Annotated in this window: 22 protein-coding genes; 16 read left to right on the top strand and 6 right to left on the bottom strand. The window is 69.2% G+C overall.

Annotated features, from left to right (window positions below; all coding sequences use genetic code 11):
* Nucleotides 1-1,026, top strand: a complete 1,026-nt coding sequence (locus K0O62_RS02205; protein WP_073855485.1) for an alcohol dehydrogenase catalytic domain-containing protein — start codon at nt 1-3, stop codon at nt 1,024-1,026.
* On the opposite strand, the gene K0O62_RS02200 is transcribed toward K0O62_RS02205, so the two are convergent.
* Nucleotides 1,023-2,600, bottom strand: a complete 1,578-nt coding sequence (locus tag K0O62_RS02200; protein WP_073855484.1) for an FAD-dependent monooxygenase — start codon at nt 2,598-2,600, stop codon at nt 1,023-1,025. The two genes, K0O62_RS02205 and K0O62_RS02200, sit on opposite strands and share 4 nt — an antisense overlap.
* Before the next feature lie 21 nt (nt 2,601-2,621).
* Nucleotides 2,622-3,089: a MarR family winged helix-turn-helix transcriptional regulator gene (locus K0O62_RS02195; protein ID WP_073855483.1), complete on the bottom strand. Its 468-nt coding sequence runs from the start codon at nt 3,087-3,089 to the stop codon at nt 2,622-2,624.
* 111 nt (nt 3,090-3,200) lie between these two features.
* On the opposite strand from K0O62_RS02195, the gene K0O62_RS02190 reads away from it, so the two are divergent.
* Entirely contained in the window at nt 3,201-3,605 is a 405-nt protein-coding gene (locus K0O62_RS02190) for an organic hydroperoxide resistance protein (protein WP_073855750.1), read from the top strand.
* On the opposite strand, the gene K0O62_RS02185 is transcribed toward K0O62_RS02190, so the two are convergent.
* A complete protein-coding gene (locus K0O62_RS02185; RefSeq protein WP_073855482.1) occupies nt 3,592-4,608 on the bottom strand; it encodes an agmatine deiminase family protein in 1,017 nt (338 codons plus the stop codon). The genes K0O62_RS02190 and K0O62_RS02185 overlap by 14 nt on opposite strands.
* Nucleotides 4,605-5,585 (bottom strand): nitrilase-related carbon-nitrogen hydrolase, encoded by a 981-nt coding sequence (locus K0O62_RS02180; RefSeq protein WP_073855481.1) that lies wholly within the window; start codon nt 5,583-5,585, stop codon nt 4,605-4,607. The genes K0O62_RS02185 and K0O62_RS02180 overlap by 4 nt, the downstream gene beginning before the upstream one ends.
* Before the next feature lie 80 nt (nt 5,586-5,665).
* On the opposite strand from K0O62_RS02180, the gene K0O62_RS02175 reads away from it, so the two are divergent.
* The 14 genes from K0O62_RS02175 to K0O62_RS02110 all read left to right on the top strand — a co-directional run bounded on the left by K0O62_RS02175 (nt 5,666) and on the right by K0O62_RS02110 (nt 18,054).
* Nucleotides 5,666-6,262, top strand: coding sequence for a TetR/AcrR family transcriptional regulator C-terminal domain-containing protein (locus tag K0O62_RS02175; protein WP_073855749.1), 597 nt, complete (start codon nt 5,666-5,668; stop codon nt 6,260-6,262).
* A gap of 92 nt (nt 6,263-6,354) precedes the next feature.
* Nucleotides 6,355-7,704, top strand: coding sequence for an LLM class flavin-dependent oxidoreductase (locus K0O62_RS02170; protein ID WP_073855480.1), 1,350 nt, complete (start codon nt 6,355-6,357; stop codon nt 7,702-7,704).
* Nucleotides 7,705-7,715: 11 nt separating this feature from the next.
* Complete coding sequence (locus tag K0O62_RS02165; RefSeq protein ID WP_073855479.1) at nt 7,716-8,783, top strand: ABC transporter substrate-binding protein; 1,068 nt, start codon at nt 7,716-7,718, stop codon at nt 8,781-8,783.
* A 98-nt stretch (nt 8,784-8,881) separates the two neighbouring features.
* Nucleotides 8,882-9,685, top strand: a complete 804-nt coding sequence (locus K0O62_RS02160; RefSeq protein WP_234800038.1) for an ABC transporter permease — start codon at nt 8,882-8,884, stop codon at nt 9,683-9,685.
* Nucleotides 9,661-10,431: an ABC transporter ATP-binding protein gene (locus K0O62_RS02155; RefSeq protein WP_079244525.1), complete on the top strand. Its 771-nt coding sequence runs from the start codon at nt 9,661-9,663 to the stop codon at nt 10,429-10,431. The genes K0O62_RS02160 and K0O62_RS02155 overlap by 25 nt, the downstream gene beginning before the upstream one ends.
* Nucleotides 10,432-10,680: 249 nt before the next feature.
* Complete coding sequence (locus tag K0O62_RS02150) at nt 10,681-11,745, top strand: YeiH family protein (protein ID WP_234800037.1); 1,065 nt, start codon at nt 10,681-10,683, stop codon at nt 11,743-11,745.
* Between the two features lie 16 nt (nt 11,746-11,761).
* Nucleotides 11,762-12,706 (top strand): ABC transporter substrate-binding protein, encoded by a 945-nt coding sequence (locus K0O62_RS02145; RefSeq protein ID WP_073855477.1) that lies wholly within the window; start codon nt 11,762-11,764, stop codon nt 12,704-12,706.
* 23 nt (nt 12,707-12,729) lie between these two features.
* Nucleotides 12,730-13,413 carry a queuosine precursor transporter gene (locus K0O62_RS02140; RefSeq protein WP_073855476.1) on the top strand — a complete coding sequence of 228 codons (684 nt, stop codon included), beginning with the start codon at nt 12,730-12,732 and terminating at the stop codon, nt 13,411-13,413.
* Between the two features lie 110 nt (nt 13,414-13,523).
* Nucleotides 13,524-14,183, top strand: a complete 660-nt coding sequence (locus K0O62_RS02135) for a 5-oxoprolinase subunit B family protein (protein ID WP_073855475.1) — start codon at nt 13,524-13,526, stop codon at nt 14,181-14,183.
* Nucleotides 14,180-15,058: a 5-oxoprolinase/urea amidolyase family protein gene (locus tag K0O62_RS02130; RefSeq protein ID WP_073855474.1), complete on the top strand. Its 879-nt coding sequence runs from the start codon at nt 14,180-14,182 to the stop codon at nt 15,056-15,058. The genes K0O62_RS02135 and K0O62_RS02130 overlap by 4 nt, the downstream gene beginning before the upstream one ends.
* 45 nt (nt 15,059-15,103) lie before the next feature.
* Entirely contained in the window at nt 15,104-15,673 is a 570-nt protein-coding gene (locus K0O62_RS02125; protein WP_073855473.1) for a GNAT family N-acetyltransferase, read from the top strand.
* A 201-nt stretch (nt 15,674-15,874) separates the two neighbouring features.
* Nucleotides 15,875-17,023 (top strand): uroporphyrinogen-III synthase, encoded by a 1,149-nt coding sequence (locus K0O62_RS02120; RefSeq protein WP_073855472.1) that lies wholly within the window; start codon nt 15,875-15,877, stop codon nt 17,021-17,023.
* Nucleotides 17,020-17,730, top strand: coding sequence for a sirohydrochlorin chelatase (locus K0O62_RS02115; RefSeq protein ID WP_073855471.1), 711 nt, complete (start codon nt 17,020-17,022; stop codon nt 17,728-17,730). The genes K0O62_RS02120 and K0O62_RS02115 overlap by 4 nt, the downstream gene beginning before the upstream one ends.
* 60 nt (nt 17,731-17,790) lie before the next feature.
* Nucleotides 17,791-18,054 carry a helix-turn-helix domain-containing protein gene (locus K0O62_RS02110; RefSeq protein ID WP_073855470.1) on the top strand — a complete coding sequence of 88 codons (264 nt, stop codon included), beginning with the start codon at nt 17,791-17,793 and terminating at the stop codon, nt 18,052-18,054.
* Here the strand turns inward: K0O62_RS02110 and nirD are convergent.
* Both nirD and nirB read right to left on the bottom strand, forming a co-directional pair.
* Nucleotides 18,020-18,391 carry a nitrite reductase small subunit NirD gene (nirD, locus tag K0O62_RS02105; RefSeq protein ID WP_073855469.1) on the bottom strand — a complete coding sequence of 124 codons (372 nt, stop codon included), beginning with the start codon at nt 18,389-18,391 and terminating at the stop codon, nt 18,020-18,022. The genes K0O62_RS02110 and nirD overlap by 35 nt on opposite strands.
* Nucleotides 18,391-20,952, bottom strand: a complete 2,562-nt coding sequence (nirB, locus tag K0O62_RS02100; protein WP_073855468.1) for a nitrite reductase large subunit NirB — start codon at nt 20,950-20,952, stop codon at nt 18,391-18,393. Before nirB ends, nirD begins: the two co-directional genes overlap by 1 nt.
* Nucleotides 20,953-20,983: the final 31 nt, after the last annotated feature.

Below are 20,983 nucleotides of genomic sequence, written 5' to 3'. Positions count from 1 at the left end.
ATGCGTTCAGTCGTGGTCGACGCCACTGGGGCCGTCGACGTACAGGTGCGGCCGGACCCGCAGCTTCCCGGGGCGGACGGCGCCGTCGTCCAGGTCGACGCCACCGCGATCTGTGGATCGGATCTGCACTTCCTGGAGGGCCACTACCCGATCTTCGAACCGGTCGCCCTGGGTCACGAGGCTATCGGCACGATCGTCGAAACCGGTTCGGAGGTGCGCGGATTCACCGTCGGAGACCGGGTGCTGGTCTCCTCGGTCGCCGGCTGCGGGCGCTGCGCCGGATGCGCCACCCACGACCCGATCCGGTGCGTGCACGGTCCGCAGATCTTCGGTTCCGGCGCCCTGGGCGGGGCGCAGTCCGAACTGCTGGCGGTGCCGGCCGCGGACTTCCAGTTGCTGCGGATGCCGGAGGGCATCAGCACCGAACAGGCGTTGCTGCTGACCGACAATCTGGCCACCGGGTGGGCGGCGGCCAAACGCGCCGATATCCCGCTCGGCGGCTCGGTCGCGGTGATCGGTCTCGGCGCCGTCGGCATGTGCGCCCTGCGCAGTGCCCTGACCCTCGGCGCGGCAACGGTTTACGCGATTGATCCCGTGCCGGCGCGCCGGGACCGTGCCCAGCAGGACGGTGCCGTGCCGGTGGAGCCGGCCGGTGCCGCCGCGATCCGGGAGGCCACCGGCGGCCTCGGCGTCGATTCGGTCATCGACGCCGTCGGCACCGACGCCTCCATCAACGACGCCCTGGACACCGTGCGCACCGGCGGCACGGTGTCCATCGTCGGCGTGCACGATCTGCAGCCCTACCCGCTGCCGGCGCTGGCCTGCCTGATCCGCAGCCTGACCATCCGGTTGACCACCGCCCCGGTGCAGCAGACCTGGCCGGAACTCGTGCCGCTGCTGCGGGCCGGGCGGCTCGATGTGGACGGAATCTTCACCACCACACTGCCGTTGGACGAGGCTGCGGCCGGATACGACGCCGCGATGTCACGGGCCGGAAACCACCTGAAGGTGATGTTGGTGCCCTAGCGGAACGTGCGCCGCAGATGCTCCACCAGCGCCGCCGACTCGGCGGCACCCACGTAGCCGAGGTACCCGTCGGGGCGGACCACGAACGCCGCCGCCCCGTCGACGCGGTAGGCCTTGGCGAAGTCCCCGTCGGTGTCGCGCACCAGAGGCAGCACGGTGGCATCCACATCGGCGTCGGGATGGGCGACGACGTAGACATCCAGCAACCCGTGCGCGGCCTGCACCGCCGCCGTGGCTACCGCTTCGAGCGACTCGAAACCCGTTGCCGCATCGGCATACAACAGCAGGGTGTGCCGCGTCCCGGCCAGCAGGGTGTACAGCCGCACCGGATCGGCGACCGCAGGCCGCACCAACCCGCGGGCATCGGGCGCGCGGCCCCCGGCGCCGTCTGCGACGATCGGGCTGCCGGCATAGCTGATCAGCAACTGCGCCTCGCGGCGGATCACGAAGGCCGGATCCTCGGAGTCGGCGCCGATACCGTGGCGGGCGCTGCGCACGGTGCGACCGACCACCTCCTCGCCGACCGGCCGGCGCTCGGCGTCATAGCTGCCCAGCAGTCCATCGGCACCGTTACCGGTCGCCGCCAGCGCCAGCTTCCAGGCCAGGTTGTGGGCGTCCTGGATCCCGGTGTTCATGCCCTGCGCCCCGGTGGGCGGATGGATGTGCGCCGCGTCGCCGGCCACGAACACCCGACCCCTGCCGTAGGCGTCGACGATGCGGTGACTGATCCGGAACACCGAGGACCAGCGCAGGTTGCGCGCGACGGCCGGTTCCGGGGACATCCGGTCCAGCACCGTCTGGATGTGGTGCAACTCAGGCTTCCCGCCCTCGGAAAATCCATGCTGCACAGTGCCGTCGGAATCCGCCTTCAGCTCCTCGGGCACGAGCATCGACATCCGGTAGCGCCCCCGGCCCGGCAGCGGGATAGCCACCAGCAGGTCGTCGACCACGCCGTCGGTCTGATGCATCACCCGGACGTTGTAGTCGTGCGGTAGCGACCAGTCGACCTCGACGTCGCCGAGCATGTACTGCTCCTCGAACGCCGCACCCTCGAAGGTCAGCCCGAGGGTCTTGCGCACGATCGAGTGTGCCCCGTCGGCGCCGAGCAGGTACCGCGCCCGCACCGTCTGCTCGGTGCCGTCCTGCGCGGTCAAGGTGGCGGTCACACCGTCGGTATCCTGCTCGAAGGCGCCGAGCCGCACCCCGCGCTCGATCGGCACATTGCGGGTGGTCAGCTCCGCGCGCAGGATGGCCTCGGTGGCGTACTGCGGCAGTCCGATGAACCCGAACGGCACGTCCTCGGGCAGGGCGAGTTCGAGTTGGGTGACCTTCTCCCCGTTGACGTAGACGAGTTGGCCGCGGAACGGCACCGCCGCATCGAGGATCTGGCGCAGCACACCCATCCGCTCGAAGACCTCGAGCGTGCGGGGTTGCACACCAACGGCTTTGGCGTACTGGGGCGGCTCGCGCAGTGGGTCGACGATCCGGACGGCAATACCGCGGCGCGCGAGTTCGATGGCGGCGGTCAGACCGATCGGGCCGGCGCCCGCGATCAGTACGTCGGTGTCGGTCACGACGTGATTATGGGTGACGCGTCACTCCTGGGGTGCGTTTTCCTGCACGTGTGCGCGCAGGTTGCCGCGCAGCTTCACCAGGCCGCGCTGCAATATCGCGAACTCCTCTGGCGAGAGCCCGGTGGCGGCCACCAGGTCCATCTCCACCCCCTGTTCGCGCAGGGTCCGGGCGGCCTCGGTCAGGCTCACCACCACCTGGCGCTCGTCGTCGGTGGAGCGCCGCCGCGTCAGGTAGCCCATGGCTTCCAGCCGTTTGAGGATGGGGGTCAGCGTGTTCGATTCCAGGAACAGCTTCTCGCCGAGCCCGCTGACGGTCTGGTTGTCCTCCTCCCAGAGCGCCACGATCACCAGATACTGGGTATAGGTGATGCCGAGCTTGTCCAGGATCGTCTTGTAGGCCTTGCCGTAGGCGAGGTTGGCCGAGTACACGGCGAAGCACAGAAAGTCGGACAGCGGAGGCGGGCTGGGCTTGATCACACCGGGCTTCATCACAAAATTGTAGCGCGCACGATTAAATCGGGAATGAATCATTGCGTGGTGGAGTTCTACCAGCCAGTCGCGTCCGACAGAACGGGCCGATACGACCTCAAGGAGCACACGATGACCGTTCAGTACACCGCCCAGACCCACACCACCGGCGGCCGCCAGGGTGAGTCCTACAGCTCGGACGGCAACCTGGACATCCAGCTGACCCCGCCCGGGGCCACCGGCACCGGCACCAACCCCGAGCAGCTGTTCGCCGCCGGCTGGTCGGCCTGCTACCTGAGCGCCATGGGCCTGGTCGCCGGTCAGCACAAGGTCAAGCTGCCCGCCGAGACGGCCGTCGACGCCGAGGTCGACCTGGTCAACACCGACGGTGCCTTCTCACTGGAGGCACGGCTGAACGTCAGCATCCCCGGCGTCGCCCCCGAGACCGCCCAGGCGATCGTCGACGGCGCCCATCAGGTCTGCCCCTACTCGAAGGCCACCCGCGGCAACATCCCGGTGACCATCACGCTGGTCTGATCTGCGCGGAGGGCTGCTGCTGGGTGATGCAGTGAATCCCCCCGCCGCGAGCGAACAGTGCCCGGGCATCCACCGACACCACGGTCCGGCCCGGGTACTGTTCGGCCAGGATGGCCGCGGCGTCGGCGTCGCGTGGGTCACCGAAGGCGCAGGCGATGACACCGCCGTTGACCACCAGATGATTGATGTAGCTGTAGTCGACATAGCCCTCGTCGTCGGTGAGGGTGTCCGGCGCCGGCATCTCCACGATCTCGAATCGGTCGGCCAACGAGTCCCGAATTTCCTTGCACACCGAACTGTCCGGGTGATCCTCGGCGGTCTGGGTGTGCAGCAGCAGCCGGCCCGGGGCGGTGAACGCGGCGACGATGTCGACGTGCCCGCGGGTGCCGAAACGCTGCGAGTCGCGGGTCAGCCCGCGCGGCAACCACACCACCTCGCTCGCCCCGATGGTGCGGCGTAGTTCCGCCTCGACATCGGCCCTGCCGAGGCCCGGGTTGCGGCCCGGATCGAGCTGCACGGTCTCGGTGACCAGCACCGTGCCCCGCCCGTCGACCTGAATTCCACCGCCCTCGTTGACCAGTGGCGAGGACACCACCGGCACCCCGGCGATCTCGGCGACCAGCGCGCCGACCTTCGCGTCGCGATCCCAGCGCGCCCAGTCCTGGGCGCCCCAGCCGTTGAACACCCAGTCCACCGCCGCCACCGACCCGTCCTCGGCGTGCACGAAGGTCGGACCGATATCGCGCATCCAGGCGTCGTTGAGCGGCACCTCGACCAGCTCGATGTCCTGGGAGACATACCGTTTGGCGGCCTCGACCTCGCCGGGATCGACCAGCAGCGTGACCGGTTCGAACTCGGCGATCGCGTGCGCCACGGCCGCCCAGGTGGAGCGCGCCTCATGGTGCTGCGCCTCGGTCTCGCCGAGTGAGTAGCCCGCGGACGGGAACGCCATCCACACCCGGTCCTGCGGGGCGCCCTCGGCGGGCATGACATAGCCGGTCATTTCACCACCTCGGTGGCCGCGTGCCCCACCCCGTACGGCTGCGTCGGGTCCACCGGTGCGGTCAGCGCACCGTAGCTGTCCGGGCGGCGGGTCAGCAGGAACGGGAAGAGCTCCAACCAGTCCCGGCGCTGGTCCAGATCCAGATCGGCGACCAGCACCGCCTCCTCGTCACGCGGTGCCTGCACCAGCACCCGGCCGTACGGGTCGGAGATGAACGAGGAACCGTAGAACGACAGCGCCCCCTCGTTCCCGGTGCGGTTCGGCACCACCATGAACAGGCCGCTGCTGATGCCGTTGGCGACGATCACCTGCTGCCACAGCGGCTGGGTGTCGAGGGCCGGGAACACCGGCTCCGACCCGATCGCCGTCGGGTAGACGACGATCTCGGCGCCACCGAGGGCATAGTTGCGCGCCACCTCGGGAAACCATTCGTCCCAGCAGGTCGGCAGCCCGATCCGGGCGCCGAGTCCGTCGGGGTCATAGACCGGGTACGCGTTCTCGGCCGGGCCCGCCCGAAAGTACGTGTCCTCGTAGTAACCGGCCGAGATGGGGATGTGCATCTTGCGGGTTCGGCCCACCAACTCCCCGGCCGGCGACACCAGGATCGCGGTGTTGTAGCCCAAACCGTCTGCTGCCGGCGCCTTCTCGTACAGCGAGGCGTGCACGAAGATGCCGTTGGCGCGCGCAGCCTCGGCCGCCAGCGCGAAAGTCGGTCCACCGGTGAGGTCCTCGGCACGCTCACCCGGGTTGGCCCCGGCAGGCACGTCCGCCGGGTAGCGCAGCAGCGTGATCTCCGGCAGGAACACCGCGGTGGCGCCCTCGCCGGCCGCCCGGTCGATGCCCTCGCGCAGCACCCGGGCCAGTTCGGCGGCGTCGGAACGCCACCGGTGCTGCACCAGACCCACCCGCAACGGCGGCCGCTGCGACGGGTGCGAACGGGACAGCGGTTCGGCGGCGGCGGCGATCAGCGTCTGCATGTCGGGACTCCTAAAACGAATCAGATTCGTTTATTGTGGGGTGTGCACACGCCGTTGTAAAGAGGGCAGGAGTGATCGGCATGGGACGACCCCGGGTGGCAATCCTGTCCGGCGACCGGATCGCCTCGGCAGCAATGGATCTGGTCGACGCGACCGGTGGATTCACCATTCCGGAGCTGGCCCGCAGGCTCAAGGTCAGCCCGTCCTCGCTGTACAACCACGTGTCCGGACGGGAGCAGATCATCGAACTGCTGCGCGAGAAGGCCATGAGTGAGGTCGAACTCCCCGAGCCCACCGGGCCCTGGATCGACGTCGTCGCCGCCATCATGCGGTCCTACCGTCGCAGCTACGCCCGCTACCCGCGGCTGATTCCGCTGTTGACGGCCTATCCTGTCGCCAGCGAGCAGGCGACCGGCATGTACAACGCGCTGGCACGCACCCTGACCGAGGCCGGCTTCGGCGCCGACGACACGCTGCGCATCATCACCCTGATCGACAGCTTCGTCCTCGGCTCGGCGCTCGACGCGGCCGCCCCGGCGACTCCGTGGGGTACCAGCCCCGACGTCGGCCCGGAGCTCGCGGCCGCCCTCGACACCGGCGCCGCCAAGGCCGATCGCGCCGAGGATGCCTTCGAGTTCGGTCTCGCGGTCCTGTTGCGCGGCCTGAACACCCTCTGAAATTTCGCTGATCGTAATTGTTCTCGCTGGGCACCGATCCGCGTCGAATGGGAGCGGACTGCACGCGCACCCGAGACCGAGGACGCATCACCATGGCGACGCTGCCACGACAACTGCACCTGAACGCATTTCTGCGCAACATCGGCCAGCACGAGGCCGCCTGGCGACTCCCCGAGACCCGGATCGCCGGGATCACCGACATCGACCACTACATCGACCTCGCCCGGACCGCCGAACGCGGCAAACTGGACGCGATCTTCTTCGCCGACCACCCGGTGCTCAAGGGCAAGACCGAGTTCCGCCCGTTCGACGCGCTGGACCCGTTCACCCTGGTGACCGCACTGTCGGGGGCCACCAGCCAGATCGGGCTGGTCTCGACCGCGTCGACGACATACAACGACCCGTACAGCCTGGCCCGGCGTTTCGCCACGCTCGACCACGTCAGCAAGGGCCGGGCCGGCTGGAACATCGTCACCACCGCCAACGCCGACGCCGCCGCCAACTTCGGCTATCCCAACCACCCCGACCCCGACCACCGGTACCGCCGCGCCGACGAATTCCTGCAGGTCACCCAGAAACTTTGGGACAGCTGGGAAGACGACGCCATCGTCGGTGACAAGGACGCCCCGCGCTTCGTCGACCCGGACAAGATCCACCGCATCGACCACGTCGGCGAGCACTTCTCGGTGGCCGGGCCGCTGGAAGTCCCGCGTTCCCCGCAGGGCCGGCCGGTGCTGTTCCAGGCCGGGTCATCGGAGCCCGGGAAGGACTTCGCCACCAAGTACGCCGAGGCCATCTTCACCGCCCAGCCCACCCTGGAGGAGGGCCGCGACTTCTACACCGACGTGAAGGCCCGGATCCGCCGGCACGGCCGCAACCCCGACGAGGTGCACATCCTGCCCGGCCTGTCGGCGATCATCGGCGGGACCGAAGCCGAGGCACACGCCCTCCAACGCCAGCTCGAGGACCTCACCGTCCCCGACTACGGGCTCGAGCAACTCAGCAGCATCGTCGGCTTCCCGGTCACCCACGACGACCTGGACCGGCGGCTGGACTTCACCGACCGCCAGGACACCGGAACGCATTTCATCAAGAGCCGGTACGCGCTGGTGAAGCGCATGGTGCACAACGAGAAGCTGACGGTGCGCGAACTGCTGCTGCGGCTCAGCGGGGGCCGCGGGCACCGGGTGTTCGCCGGAACCCCGGAACAGGTCGCCGACACCATCGAGGAATGGTTCACCACCGGCGCGGCCGACGGATTCAACCTCATCCCCCCGGCGCTGCCGTCCTCGCTGTCGGCGTTCGTCGACCATGTGGTGCCCGAGTTGCAGCGACGCGGCCTGTTCCGCACCGAGTACACCGGCTCCACCCTGCGCGGCCACCTGGGCTTGAACCGCCCCGCCAGCCGATTCACCACCGCCGCGTCGGCGCCCGCTTGCTGATAGGAGCACTCATGCCCACCCCGCTGTCCACCCTGTTGCGTCTCGCGGCGGTCGCCGTGGTGGCAACCGCATCGCTGACCGCCTGCAGTTCACCCGAATCCCCCGCCTCCGGAACCAAACTCGCCGCAGACGCCGCGCTGCCCGTCGAAGTGCCGGCGGGTACCGAACTCGTCGTCGCCGACGACGCGAACCGGCTCAGGACCCTGTTCGAACTGTCCGGCGAGCAGGATCTGCTCACCGCCGACGTGACCTACGCGAACTTCAGCAGCGGCCCGCTGCGACTGGAAGCGATCCGCTCCGGCAACGCCCAACTCGGCCGGGTCGGCGACGTGCCACCGATCCTGGCCCAGTACTCCGACGCGGGGGTCCCGATCGTCGGCGTCGTGCAGCACGACGGAGCGGGCATGACGCTGGCCACCGCGCCCGGATCGGGCATCGAGTCGCTGGCCGACCTGGCAGGCAAGAAGATCGCCATCAACGAGGGCACCGCCCAACAGGCCCTCGTGCTGCGCAACCTCAAGGCCGCCGGGCTGACCATCGAGGACGTCGAGCCGGTGAACCTGGGCCTGGCCGAATTCGCCGACGGACTGCGCGCCAACCAGATCGACGCCGCGGTGCTCAAACAGCCCGACCGGTTCCGCTACCTCACTTCCACGGAAGGCAAGGGCAGCAAGGAGATCCCGAACGCACCGGGCACCTATCCGGGCCTGTACTACGTGTACGCCAGCAATGTGGCGCTGGAGGATCCGGCTCAGGCCGCCGCGATCCGCGAATTCGTCATCCGCTGGTACCGCGCCGAGCAGTGGCTCAACGAGAACAAGGATGTCTGGATTCAGCAGTACCTGATCGAGGACCAGAACGTGTCACCCGAGGACGCCGCGGTGATCGCCGAGACCGACGGGTTCAGCAGGGCTCCCGGATTCAGCGATGAGGTGATCGGCATCCAGCAGGAGACCATCGACCTGCTGCAGAGCGCCGGTGCGTTCCCCGGTGCGCCGCTGACGGCCCGCGACGAATTCGACTTCCGGTTCGCCGATCTGACGTCGGACACCGAATTGCCCGCCACCGCGAAGCAGTAACCGGATCCGGGGGGATACCAGTGACAGACATACAGGCGCCGACGCCCGGCGTCGACCTCGCGCGGACCGGGAATCCGCCCACCGAGAGCTACCCGGACCTGGAGCACCGCTCGGGATCCACCCGCCGGCGGCGCCTCGGGCCGGGTCGCGCCATTCCCGCCGCGCTGGCCGTCGGGCCACTGCTGCTGCTGGCCATCTGGTTCATCACCTCCGAGTTGGGCATCCTCGACCCGGGCACCCTGCCGCACCCCTTCGAGATCGCCCGCACCACAGGAGAACTGTGGGCCGACGGCCGGCTGCCCACCAATATCCTCGCCTCCCTGAAGCTCGCCTCGATCTCCCTGGTGATCGGGGTGGCACTCGGCTCGACGCTGGCGCTGCTATCGGGGCTGAGCCGGATCGGGGAGGCCCTCGTGGACGGCCCGATCCAGGTCAAGCGCGCGGTCCCGACGCTGGCGATCATCCCGCTGGCCATCATCTGGTTCGGCATCGGCGACTCCATGAAGATCATCATCATCGCCACCAGCGTGCTGATCCCGGTGTACATCAACACCACCGCACAGCTCAAAGGTGTCGACCTGCGCCACGTGGAACTGGCCGAGACCGTCGGGCTGTCCCGCGCCCAGTTCATCCGCAGGGTCGCGATTCCCGGTGCGCTGCCGGGCTTTTTCACCGGCCTGCGGCTGGCCGTCACCATCTCCTGGACCGCGCTGGTCGTCGTCGAACAGGTCAACGCGACCCAGGGCATCGGTTTCCTGATGACCCAGGCCCGGCTGTACGGGCAGTTGGAGATCGTGGTGGTCGGCCTGGTGGTGTACGCGGTGTTCGGCCTGACCGGTGACTACATCGTCCGCGCCATCGAGAGGAGGGCACTGTCATGGCGACGCGCACTGGGCAACTGAGAACTGAGCCACTGGGCACCGAAAACACCTCCCGCTACGGCGATCCCGTCGCGGTGGTGCGCGAGGTCACCCGCTGCTTCGGCGCCACGGTGATCCTCGATGCGGTGAACCTGACCATCCACCGGGGTGAATTCGTCGCGCTGTTGGGCCGCAGCGGCTCCGGCAAGAGCACCCTGCTGCGCGCCCTGGCCGGCCTCGATCACGGTGTCGAGGGTGCCGGTGACCTGTTCGTCACCCGTGACGTCTCGGTGGTGTTCCAGGACTCCCGGCTGCTGCCGTGGGCCCGCGTACTCGACAACGTCACCCTCGGATTGACCGGGGGCGGTAGCGCCCAGCGCGGTTCGGCGGTGCTCGCCGATGTCGGCCTCCCCGGGCGGGAGCGGGCGTGGCCGTATGAGCTGTCCGGCGGCGAGCAGCAGCGTGTCGCCCTGGCCCGCTCGCTGGTGCGCGATCCGGCCCTGCTGCTCGCCGACGAACCGTTCGGTGCGCTCGACGCGCTGACCCGGATCCGGATGCACGGCCTGCTGCAGGATCTGTGCGCCAAGTACCGGCCCGGCGTCCTGCTGGTCACCCATGACGTCGACGAGGCGGTGGCCCTGGCCGACCGGGTGCTGGTGCTCGACGGCGGGCGGTTCGTGGCCGACCGCCAGCTCGACTTCACCGAGGGCGGCGAACGCACCTACCGCAACCCGCAGTTCGTCGCGCACCGGGAAGCCCTGCTGGACGCCCTGGGCGTGCGCGGCTGATATTCGATTCCCGCTGAGCACAACCGGTGTGCGTCGGCGCGGATCGTCCTACTGTCCGGCCATGGCCCAACCCGCGAAATTGAACGAGGACTGGCTGGCCGTCATCGTCGGACTGACGCTGCTCGCCCTGGTCCTGCTCGGCGTCATCCCCGGCAGCGTGATCCCGTGACCGAGACCGAGGACGTCACCGCCGGGAAAGACGCCGCCGGAAAGGACACCACGGAGCGCACCGATCCCCGCTCGAACCGGCTGGGCTACGCCGTCGCCGGGGTGCTCGTGGTGATCGCACTCGGTGCGGCCACCCGGTTCCTGGAGCAGGAGGTCCCCGGCTGGGCGGCCGGGACACCGCTGGCCAAGGTCGCCAAATCGATCGAATTCCCGGTCTACGCGATCGCTCTGGGCCTTATCGGCAATGTGGTGTTGTCCAAACTCGCACTGCGCGAGGCACTCTCCCGCGGCTTCCGTACCGAATTCTTCATCAAGACCGGCCTGGTGCTGCTCGGCGCGTCGATCAACCTGAAACTCCTGGTCACCGCGGCCGGACCGGCCATCATCCAGGCGCTGCTGCTGATCACCATCGTGTTCGGGTTCACCTGGTGGCTGGGGGGCCGACTCGGTCTGGACGACAAACTGCGGGCGCTGCTGGCCTCCGCGGTGTCGATCTGCGGGGTCAGCGCGGCCATCGCCGCCGCGGGCGCGGTGCAGGCCAAACGCGAACAGCTGGCCTACGCGGCGTCCCTGGTGATCATCTTTGCGCTCCCGTCGATCTTCCTGTTGCCATGGCTGGCATCGGTTTTGGGCCTCTCCGACGCGGTGGCCGGGGCCTGGATCGGCGGCAACATCGACACCACCGCCGCAGTGGCCGCGGCCGGGGCGATCGCCGGCGAGGACGCGCTGCAGATCGCGACCATCGTCAAGACCACCCAGAACGCCTTGATCGGCATCGTCGCGATCGCGCTGACCGCCTACTTCGCGCTGAAGGTGGAGCGGAAACCCGGTGCCCAGGCACGCCCGTCGCTGCGCGAGTTCTGGGACCGGTTCCCCAAGTTCGTGCTCGGCTTCATCGCCGCCTCCGTCATCGGCACCCTGTACCTGCTGTGGGGTGGGGACAAGGCCGATATCTCCACCGTCAACGATCTGCGCACCTGGTTCCTGATCTTCGCCTTCGTCGCCATCGGGCTGGAGTTCTCGCTGCGCGGCCTGCGGGAGGCGGGCTGGCGCCCGATCGCGCTGTTCGCCTCGGCGACGGTGGTGAACATCGTGGCGGCACTCGGCCTGGCGACCTTGCTCTTCGGGAACTTCACCGTCGGTTAGCGGCTACGCTCACGGCGTGCCGTCAACCTGGTCCCGGCGAGGTTTCCTGCTGGCGCTCGCCGCCGGTTCGGCGGCGGCCGCGGCCGGCTGCCGCTCCACGCCACCGGGAACGGTCGCCGACGATGGTTCGGTCACCGTCGCACATGCCTTCGGTGAGACCAAGGTGCCCGGCCCGCCCACCCGAGTGGTCAGCGCCGGTCTGACCGGCCAGGACTGTCTGCTGGCGGTCGGCGTGATCCCGATCGGGGTGACCGAATGGTTCGGCGGCCAGCCGTTCGGCGTGTGGCCCTGGGCGGCCCCCGCCCTGGGAGGCGCGCAACCGGCCGTCCTCCACCTGGACAACGGCCTGGACTTCGAGGCCATCACCGCGCTGAACCCGGACCTGATCATCGCCACCAACGCCGGTCTGGACCGCGACACCTACACCCGGTTGGCGAACGTCGCCCCGACCCTCGCGCAGTCCGGCCCGGACGCGTTCTTCGAACCCTGGAAGGACCAGGCCAGAGCCATCGGGGCGGTGGTGTTCAAGAACGATGAGATGCAGCAGCTCATCACCGACATCGACAACCGGTTCACCACCCTGGGCGCGGAGAACGCCGTGTTCGAGGGCAAGCGCGCACTGCTGCTGCACGGCGATCCGGCGGCCGGCGATCTGGTCACCACGCCGCCGGGCTGGCGCACCGAATTCCTCACCCAACTGGGCTTCGACGTGCCGGAGGTCGACCCGACGATCCCGCGGGACCGGATGGCCGAGGTGCTCGGCGCGGCCGACGTGCTGATCTGGACCGCCGATGACGCCGAGATCGCGGCGCTGTCCGCCGACCCGATCGTCGCCGAGCAGGGTCCGCGCAACGTGTTCACCGGCCGTGACCTGGGCGCGGCGATCACCTTCAGTTCGCCGCTGTCGCTCGCGATGGTGGCCGATCGGCTGCCGCCGATGCTGCGCACCGCGCTGGGCTGATCGCGGCCTGCGAGAATGACCGGGTGAACAGCCCGGCCGACCAACAGCGCCCCGCCTACGCGAAAGCCGGTTCGGCCTACTATCCGGTGCTCGTCGCCGTCTTCACCGCCCTGGTGATCATCTCCAACGTCACCGCCACCAAGGGCGTGGCCTTCGGTCCGATCATCACCGACGGCGGCTTCATCGTGTTCCCGCTGACCTACGTGATCGGCGACGTGCTCTCCGAGGTGTACGGCTTCAAAGCGGCACGGCGGGCCATCCTCGTCGGCTTTGCGATGAATGCCCTGGCCGCCCTGGCGTTCTGGGTGACCATCTATCTGCCGGCCGCCGACTTCTACGTCAACCAACCGCATTTCGAGAACGTCGTGCACGCCTACACCCAGCTGATCGTGGCCGGCCTGGCCGGATTCCTGGTCGGTCAGACGATCAACGCCTGGCTGGTGGTGAAGATCAAGGAACGCACCAAGGAGAAGCATCTGTGGGCCCGGCTGATCGGCTCCACCTTCGGCGGGCAGCTGGGCGACACCCTGGTGTTCTGCGCCATCGCCGCCAACGCCATCGGCATCACCAGCTTCCGGGATTTCGTCGTCTACGCCGCGCTGGGCTGGCTCTACAAGACCGCCATCGAAGTCGTCATGCTGCCGGTGACCTACCGGGTGATCGCGGTGATCAAGCGGCGCGAACCGACGTATCAGCCCGCACTTTGAGCCGGCCGCGAGGAGCCGGCGGCGGATCACGCTTGAGGGGTGGTTAAGGGGTGTCTGGCAAAGTCCGAAGAGCACTCGAAAAAGAAGCTACTCGGCGGTAGCTTCGGTAGATGAGCGTGACAACGGAAATCAAGGCGCCCGGCGCACTGGGCACCGTTCGTGACTATGGCGATCAGGCGTTGCTGCTCGAGTTCGGCAGCACCGCGGATGTATTGGCGTGGACCGAGACCCTGAAACAGGCCGGGCTGCCGGGCGTCCTGGACATCGTGCCGGCTTCGCGCACCGTGCTGATCAAGCTGGCCGGCCCGCGCTACCAAGCCCCGACCCGGCAACGGCTCGGAAAATTGCGGCCCGACTACACCGCCCGGGAAGCAGCCACCGCGGATCACCCCGATGTGGTGATCGACGTGACCTACGACGGTGAGGATCTGCAGGCCGTGGCCGAACTGACCGGGCTGAGCACCGCCGAGGTCGTGGCCGCCCACACCGGCAGTCTGTGGCGCGTCGGATTCGGCGGATTCGCACCGGGATTCGCCTATCTGGTGGGTGGCGACCCGCGCCTGCAGGTGCCGCGCCGGGACGAACCCCGCACCCGGGTGCCGGCCGGTGCGGTGGGGCTGGCCGGTGAGTTCAGCGGCATCTATCCGCGGGTGTCCCCCGGCGGCTGGCAGCTGATCGGCCGCACCGACGCCGTGCTGTTCGACGTGGCACGTGAGCAACCCGCCCTGCTGACGCCGGGCATGACCGTCGCATTCCGGGAGATCCCATGAGCATCACGCTGGAAGTCCTGCGCACCGGGCCGCTGGCCCTCGTCGAAGACCTGGGCCGCCCCGGCCTGGCCCACATGGGGGTGAGCCGGTCCGGCGCGGCCGACCGCCGGGCACACACCCTGGCCAACCGGCTGGTCGCCAACCCCGGCGAGCACGCCACCGTCGAGGTCACCTTCGGCGGGTTCTCCGCGCGGGTCCGCGGCGGGGACGTCACCATCGCGGTGACCGGTGCCGACACCGACCCGTCCGTCAACGGGATTCCGTTCGGCACCAACAGCATTCACTACGCCCACGACGGTGAGGTGATCTCCCTCGGAGCGCCGCACTCCGGGCTGCGCAGTTACCTCGCGGTGCGCGGCGGCATCGATGTGGAGCCGGTGCTGGGCTCACGCAGCTTCGACGTGATGTCGAGCATCGGGCCGGCGCCGCTGCAGGCCGGCGATGTGTTGCCGGTCGGCGCGCACACCGCGGACTTCCCCGAACTCGATCAGGCGCCGGTGGGCACCATCGCACCCGACATCCTCGAACTGAAGGTGGTGCCCGGCCCCCGGGACGACTGGTTCGTCGACCCCGACATCCTGGTGCGCACCAACTGGCTGGTGACCAACCGCAGCGACCGGGTCGGGATGCGGTTGGTCGGCATGCCGCTGGAATACCGCTGGCCCGACCGCCAGCTGCCCAGCGAGGGCGCCACCCGCGGTGCGATCCAGATCCCGCCCAACGGGTTTCCGGTGATCCTGGGCCCCGACCACCCGGTGACCGGTGGCTACCCGGTGATCGGCGTGGTGACCGACGAGGACATCGACAGGCTGGGCCAGACCCGGCCCGGGCAGACCGTGCGGCTGCACTGGTCACGGCCGCGCCGGCCATTCTGACCGGAGCCCCGGATTGGTGGTAGAAACGCACTTGTGCGCAGTCACATGCAGGGGCACGGCGCGGTGCGCGAGGTGCACACCGCTCGCCTGATCCACACGGCCGACCTGGATGCCGAAACCCGCGCCGACGCGCACCGGATGGTGGTCGAGGCGTTCAGCACCTCCGAGGAAGGATTCGCCGACTCCGACTGGGAGCACGCACTCGGCGGCATGCACGCACTGATCGGGCACCGCGGCGCCATCATCGCGCACGGCGCGGTGGTGCAACGCCGGCTGCTCCACCGCGGGACCGCGCTGCGCTGCGGGTACATCGAGGCCGTCGCGGTGCGCGAGGACTGGCGTGGTCAGGGACTGGCCACGGCCGTGATGGATGCCCTCGAACAGGTGCTGCGCGGCGCCTACCAACTGGGCGCGCTGGGAGCCTCGGAGGCCGGGCTGGCGCTGTACCTGCCGCGCGGCTGGCAGCAGTGGACGGGCCCGACCTCGGTGTTGGCGCCGTCGGGCGTCACCCGCACCCCGGAGGACGACGGCGCGGTGTACGTCCTGCCGGTGGGCGTCGAGCTGGACACCTCGGCCGATCTCATCTGCGACTGGCGCGACGGTGACGTCTGGTAGAGCCGGCCGGCCTCACAGCCCGCCGCCGGCGGCGGTGAGCGGAAGTTCACTGCCGGGTTATCGCGAGCAGCGACGGCGCAACAAAGCACTCCTAATCTCTGGACCCATGCCCGCTGCGCTCTCCGTGCCCCGACCCGGCGCGACACCCCCGCGCAACCGCCGGGTAACACCAGAGAAACACGGACTGAATACACAGGTGTCATGACTGGTCCTGACTGGGCACCGCTCACCGGGTTCCGGGTCGCCGTGACCGCGGCCCGGCGCGCCGAAGAGCTGGGCGCCCTGCTGACCCGCCGCGGCGCCGATGTGACCAGCGCGGCCGCCATCAGCATGGTGCCGCTGCCCGACGACGCCGAACTGCGGCGCCACACCGAGGCGCTGATCGCCACACCACCCCACATCGTCATCGCCACCACCGGCATCGGGCTGCGCGGTTGGATCGCCGCCGCCGACGGCTGGGGGCTGGCGCACGAACTGACCGCCGCGCTGAGCAAGGCCCGCATCGTCTCGCGCGGCCCGAAGGCCACCGGTGCGCTGCGCGCCGCGGGGCTGCCCGAGGAATGGTCACCGGAGTCCGAGTCCTCCCGTGAACTGCTGCACTACCTGTTGGAGGGCGGCATCAACGGGATGCGGATCGCCGTCCAGCTGCACGGCACCAACGACGACTGGGACCCGTTCCCGGAATTCCTGGAAGAACTGCGCGCCGCCGGGGCCGACGTGGTGCCGATCCGGGTGTACCGGTGGAACCCGGCTCCCCGCAACGGCCCGTTCGACCAGCTGGTGCTGGGCATCGCCGAGCAGCGCTTCGACGCCGTCAGCTTCACCTCCGCACCCGCGGTGGCCGCCCTGTTACTGCGGGCGCACGACCTCGGGGTCCAGGCCGCGGTGCTCGACGCGCTGCGCACCAATGTGCACGCCATGTGCGTCGGCCCGGTGACCGCCCGGCCGCTGGTGCGGCTCGGGGTGCCGACGTCGGCTCCCGAGCGGATGCGCCTCGGCGCGCTGGCCCGGCACATCACCGACGAGTTGCCCTTGCTGCAGTCCCGCCGCATGCGGGTGGCCGGGCACCTGCTGGAGATCCGCGGCACCTGCGTCCTGGTCGACGACGTGGTCAAGGAACTACCGCCGGCCGGGATGGCCACCATCCGGGCACTCGCCCACCGGCCCGGTGCGGTGGTGTCCCGATTCGACCTGCTCAGCGCGCTGCCGGGCAGCGGCACCGACACCCACGCGGTGGAGACCGCGGTGCTGCGGCTGCGAACAGCGTTGGGCGACAAGAACATCGTGTCGACGGTGGTGAAGCGCGGATACCGGCTGGCCGTCGACGAGTACCCGATCGGAGCGGCATGAACACGCATACCTCGGCGGTGCTGGTGGCACACGGCACGCGTAAACCCGGCGGCGTATCGATGGTGCGGGATCTGGCCCGCCGCGTCGGTGAGGCGCTCGGGCGCGAGGTGCACGTCGCGTTCGTCGATGTGCTCGGCCCCTCCCCCACCGAGGTGCTCGACAGCCTGCCCCGGCACCGGCCGGCCGTGCTGGTGCCGGCCTTCCTGGCCGCCGGCCACCACGTCCGCGTCGACGTCCCCGCCCATGTCGCGGCCAGTACCCATTCGGCGGTCACCGTGACCCGGCCACTGGGACCGTGCGCCGGCACGGTGCGTGTCCTGGCCGACCGCCTCTTCGAATCCGGCTGGCGGCCGGGCGACTCGGTCGTTCTCGCCGCGGCGGGGACCTCGGACGCGGGCGCACAGTCCGATCTGCGGCAGACCGCGGCGATGCTGTCCGCGCTGATCGGTGACCGCGTCGAACTCGGCTATGCGGCCACCGGCGCGCCGACCGTCGCCGATGCCGTCGCGGCGGGCCGCGAGCGCGGCGACGGGAGAAGAATCGCCGTGGCGTCCTACCTGCTCGCCGACGGACTCTTCCAGGACCGGTTGCGGGCCTGCGGGGCGGACATCGTGAGTGACCCGCTGGGCACCCACCCCGGCATGATCCGGCTGATCGCCGGCCGGTTCCAGCGGGCGGCGCCCGTGCGGTTGCCCAGCGCCGCTTGACCAGAGCGGCGTGAGCTGGCGATTCTTCAGACGCCGTTGCCCTGGACTAGGATCGGGCAAATGTCTTCGTTGGGGGGGAGTGAGCGACTGCGCGCGCAGTTACTCGCGGTGCTGCAGGACGCCGACCAGCCGATGACGACATCGGAGCTGCGCGATCACCTGCACACCCAGCACGGCTCACCGGCCGTCATCGAGGCCGTCTACCGCAACCTCACGGTGCTGCAGCGCCGCGGCGAGGTGGAGCGCCGGCCGGGCGCCGGCCGGGGCGCCTACTGGGGGCCGACCGAGGCTACGCAGCGATCTGCACGTAACCGTCCGGCGTGACCCGGGTCCGGTACACCGGTACCGCGACGGACGGATCATCCAGGCACACACCGTCATCCAATGCGAAGGCCTGCTTCTTGATCGGCGACTGAACGCAGGCCCGACCGGCCCGGTCCCCGACGATACCGCGGGACATCACCGCCGCCCCGGAGAATGGATCGATGTTGCCGAGCGCGTACAGCGCACCGTCGTCGAGCCGGAACAGCGCGACCTGCGCACTGCCGGGCATCAGCACGGCGACACCGCGGCAGGGCAGCAGCCGGTCGTAGGCGCAGGCCGTGATCCACTCCGAATTGCCCTGCCCATCAATCTCTTTGCGGTCATCGAGCAGGGTCATCAGGCCTCCTGTGCGGGACGCAGCTTCGGCATGCCGATCGGCACCTTGCGCCCGAACGACTCGGTGAACTCGATGGTCGGGTCCGCGACATCGGGCGCGTTGACGAAGGAGACGAAGCGCGACAGCTTGTCCGGATCGTCGAGCACACCCTTCCATTCGCAGGAGTAGCCATCCACGTGCCGCTCCACGGCGGCCTCGAATTCGCCTGCCAGACCGAGTGAGTCATTACACACGACGTCGCGAAGATGATCCAGCCCACCGTCGAGGGAGTCCAACCACGGTGCGGTGCGCTGCAACCGGTCCGCGGTGCGGATGTAGAACATCAGGAACCGGTCGATGTAACGGATCAAGGTCTCGTCGTCGAGATCGCCGGCCAGCAGCTGCGCGTGTTTGGGTGTCATCCCTCCGTTGCCGCACACATACAGGTTCCAGCCGGTCTCGGTGGCGATCACACCGACGTCCTTACCGCGGGCCTCGGCACATTCGCGAGCACACCCCGACACACCCATCTTGATCTTGTGCGGCGCCCGCAGGCCGCGGTAGCGCAACTCCAGATCGATGGCCATCTGCACCGAATCCTGTTGCCCGAAGCGGCACCAGTCGCTACCGACGCAACTCTTCACCGTGCGCAGCGACTTGCCGTAGGCCTGACCGGATTCCATGCCGCCTTCGACCAGGCGACGCCAGATCTCCGGTAGCTGATCCACCCGGGCGCCGAACATGTCGATGCGCTGGCCGCCGGTGATCTTGGTGTAGAGATCGAAATCCCGGGCGATCTCCCCGATCAGGATGAGCTGCTCGGGGGTGATGTCACCGCCGGGCACCCGCGGCACGACCGAGTAGCTGCCGTTCTTCTGGATATTGGCCAGGAAGTGGTCGTTGGAGTCCTGCAGCGAGGCCTGTTCACCGCCCAGCACATGGTCCGAACTCGTCGACGCCAGGATCGAGGCGACGGTGGGTTTGCAGATGTCGCAACCCTTTCCGCTGCCGAACTTCTCGATCAGGCCGGAGAAGGTACGGATCTCGGTGGCGCTGATGATCTCGAACAGTTCGGCGCGGGAGTGGCCGAAGTGCTCACACAGCGCCTTGGACTGCTCGACACCCTGGGCTTCGAGTAGCTGCTTGAGCAGCGGCACGCAGGATCCGCAGGAGGTGCCGGCCAGGGTGCACTTCTTCAGGCCCGACACATCGGTGCAGCCGCCGCAGATCGCCTCCACCAGATCACCTTTGGTGACGTTGTTGCACGAACAGATCTGCGCGATGTCCGGTAGTGCGCCGACTCCCAGTGCGCTCGCGCCGTCTCCGCTGCCCGCCGGCGCGATCAACGACAGCGGGTCGCCGGGCAACTCGCTGGCCACCATCGGGCGCAGCACCCCGTAGGCGGAGGCGTCGCCGACCAGGATGCCGCCCAGCAGCGTCTTCGCGTCGTCGGAGAGGACCAGCTTGGCGTAGGTCTGCTTGACCGGATCGTTGACGACGACGTCCAGGCTGTTGGGCGTATGCCCTTTGGCATCACCGAAACTGGCGACATCGACGCCCATCAGCTTCAGCTTGGTCGACATGTCGGCCTCACCGAACTCGGCCCCGCCGCCGAGCAGCCGGTCGGCCACCACCTCGGCGCTGGTGTAGCCCGGGCCGACCAGGCCGTAGCAGCGGCCCTCGATGGCGGCCACCTCACCGACCGCGTAGATGTGGGGATCACTTGTCACGCAGGAGAGGTCGGTCATGACGCCGCCGCGCTGGGCGATGTCCAGACCGGCCTCGCGGGCCAGTTCGTCACGCGGGCGCACCCCGGCGGCGAAGATGACGACGCCCGCCTCGATGCTGCTGCCGTCGTTCAGGGACACCCGCACCGCGTCGGAGGACTGCGATCTGCGCAGCGGCTGGTTTCTCTGGGCGGGCTGGATGCTCTCGGTGCTGACCCCGGTGTGCACCTCGATGCCCAGCCCGCGGATCATCCGGGTCAGCACGGCGCCGCCGGCCTCGTCGAGCTGGGCGGCCATCAGGTGCGGAGACATCTCCAGCACGTGGGTGTTCAACCCGAAGGCCCGCAACGCATTTGCGGCCTCCAGGCCGAGCAGGCCGCCGCCGATCACCACGCCGACCGGCGTCTTCGTCGGGAGGGCGGCCAGCGCACCGGTCCGGATGGCGTCCAGGTCGTCGAGGGTGCGGTAGACGTGGCATTGCGGCAGATCGCGGCCCGGCACCGGCGGCACGAAGGCGTAGGAGCCGGTGGCCAGCACCAGCGCGTCGTAGTCCAGGGTGCGTCCGTCGGCCAGCGTGACGGTCTTGGCGTCCCGGTCGATCGTGGACGCCGCCACCCCGAGATGCAGGACTACGCCGTCATCGCCGGCGTAGTCGTTGCCCGGCAGCGCCAGCCGGGCCCGGTCCCAGTGCTCGGTGTAGCCGGTCAGCCCGACGCGGTCATAGGCGGCGTCGGCCTCCTCGGAGAGCACCGTGACCCGCCAGGTGCCCTCGCTGTCACGGGCGCGCAACGCCTCGACGAAGCGGTGTCCGACCATCCCGTGTCCGACCACGACAACATGCTTGGCTGATTGCATACCGCGACGGTAGGGAGCCGATATTGCCGCA

It is taken from the genome of Mycolicibacterium diernhoferi (assembly GCF_019456655.1).
Taxonomy (GTDB): domain Bacteria; phylum Actinomycetota; class Actinomycetes; order Mycobacteriales; family Mycobacteriaceae; genus Mycobacterium; species Mycobacterium diernhoferi.
This window is presented reverse-complemented; position numbering and strand designations above follow the sequence as displayed.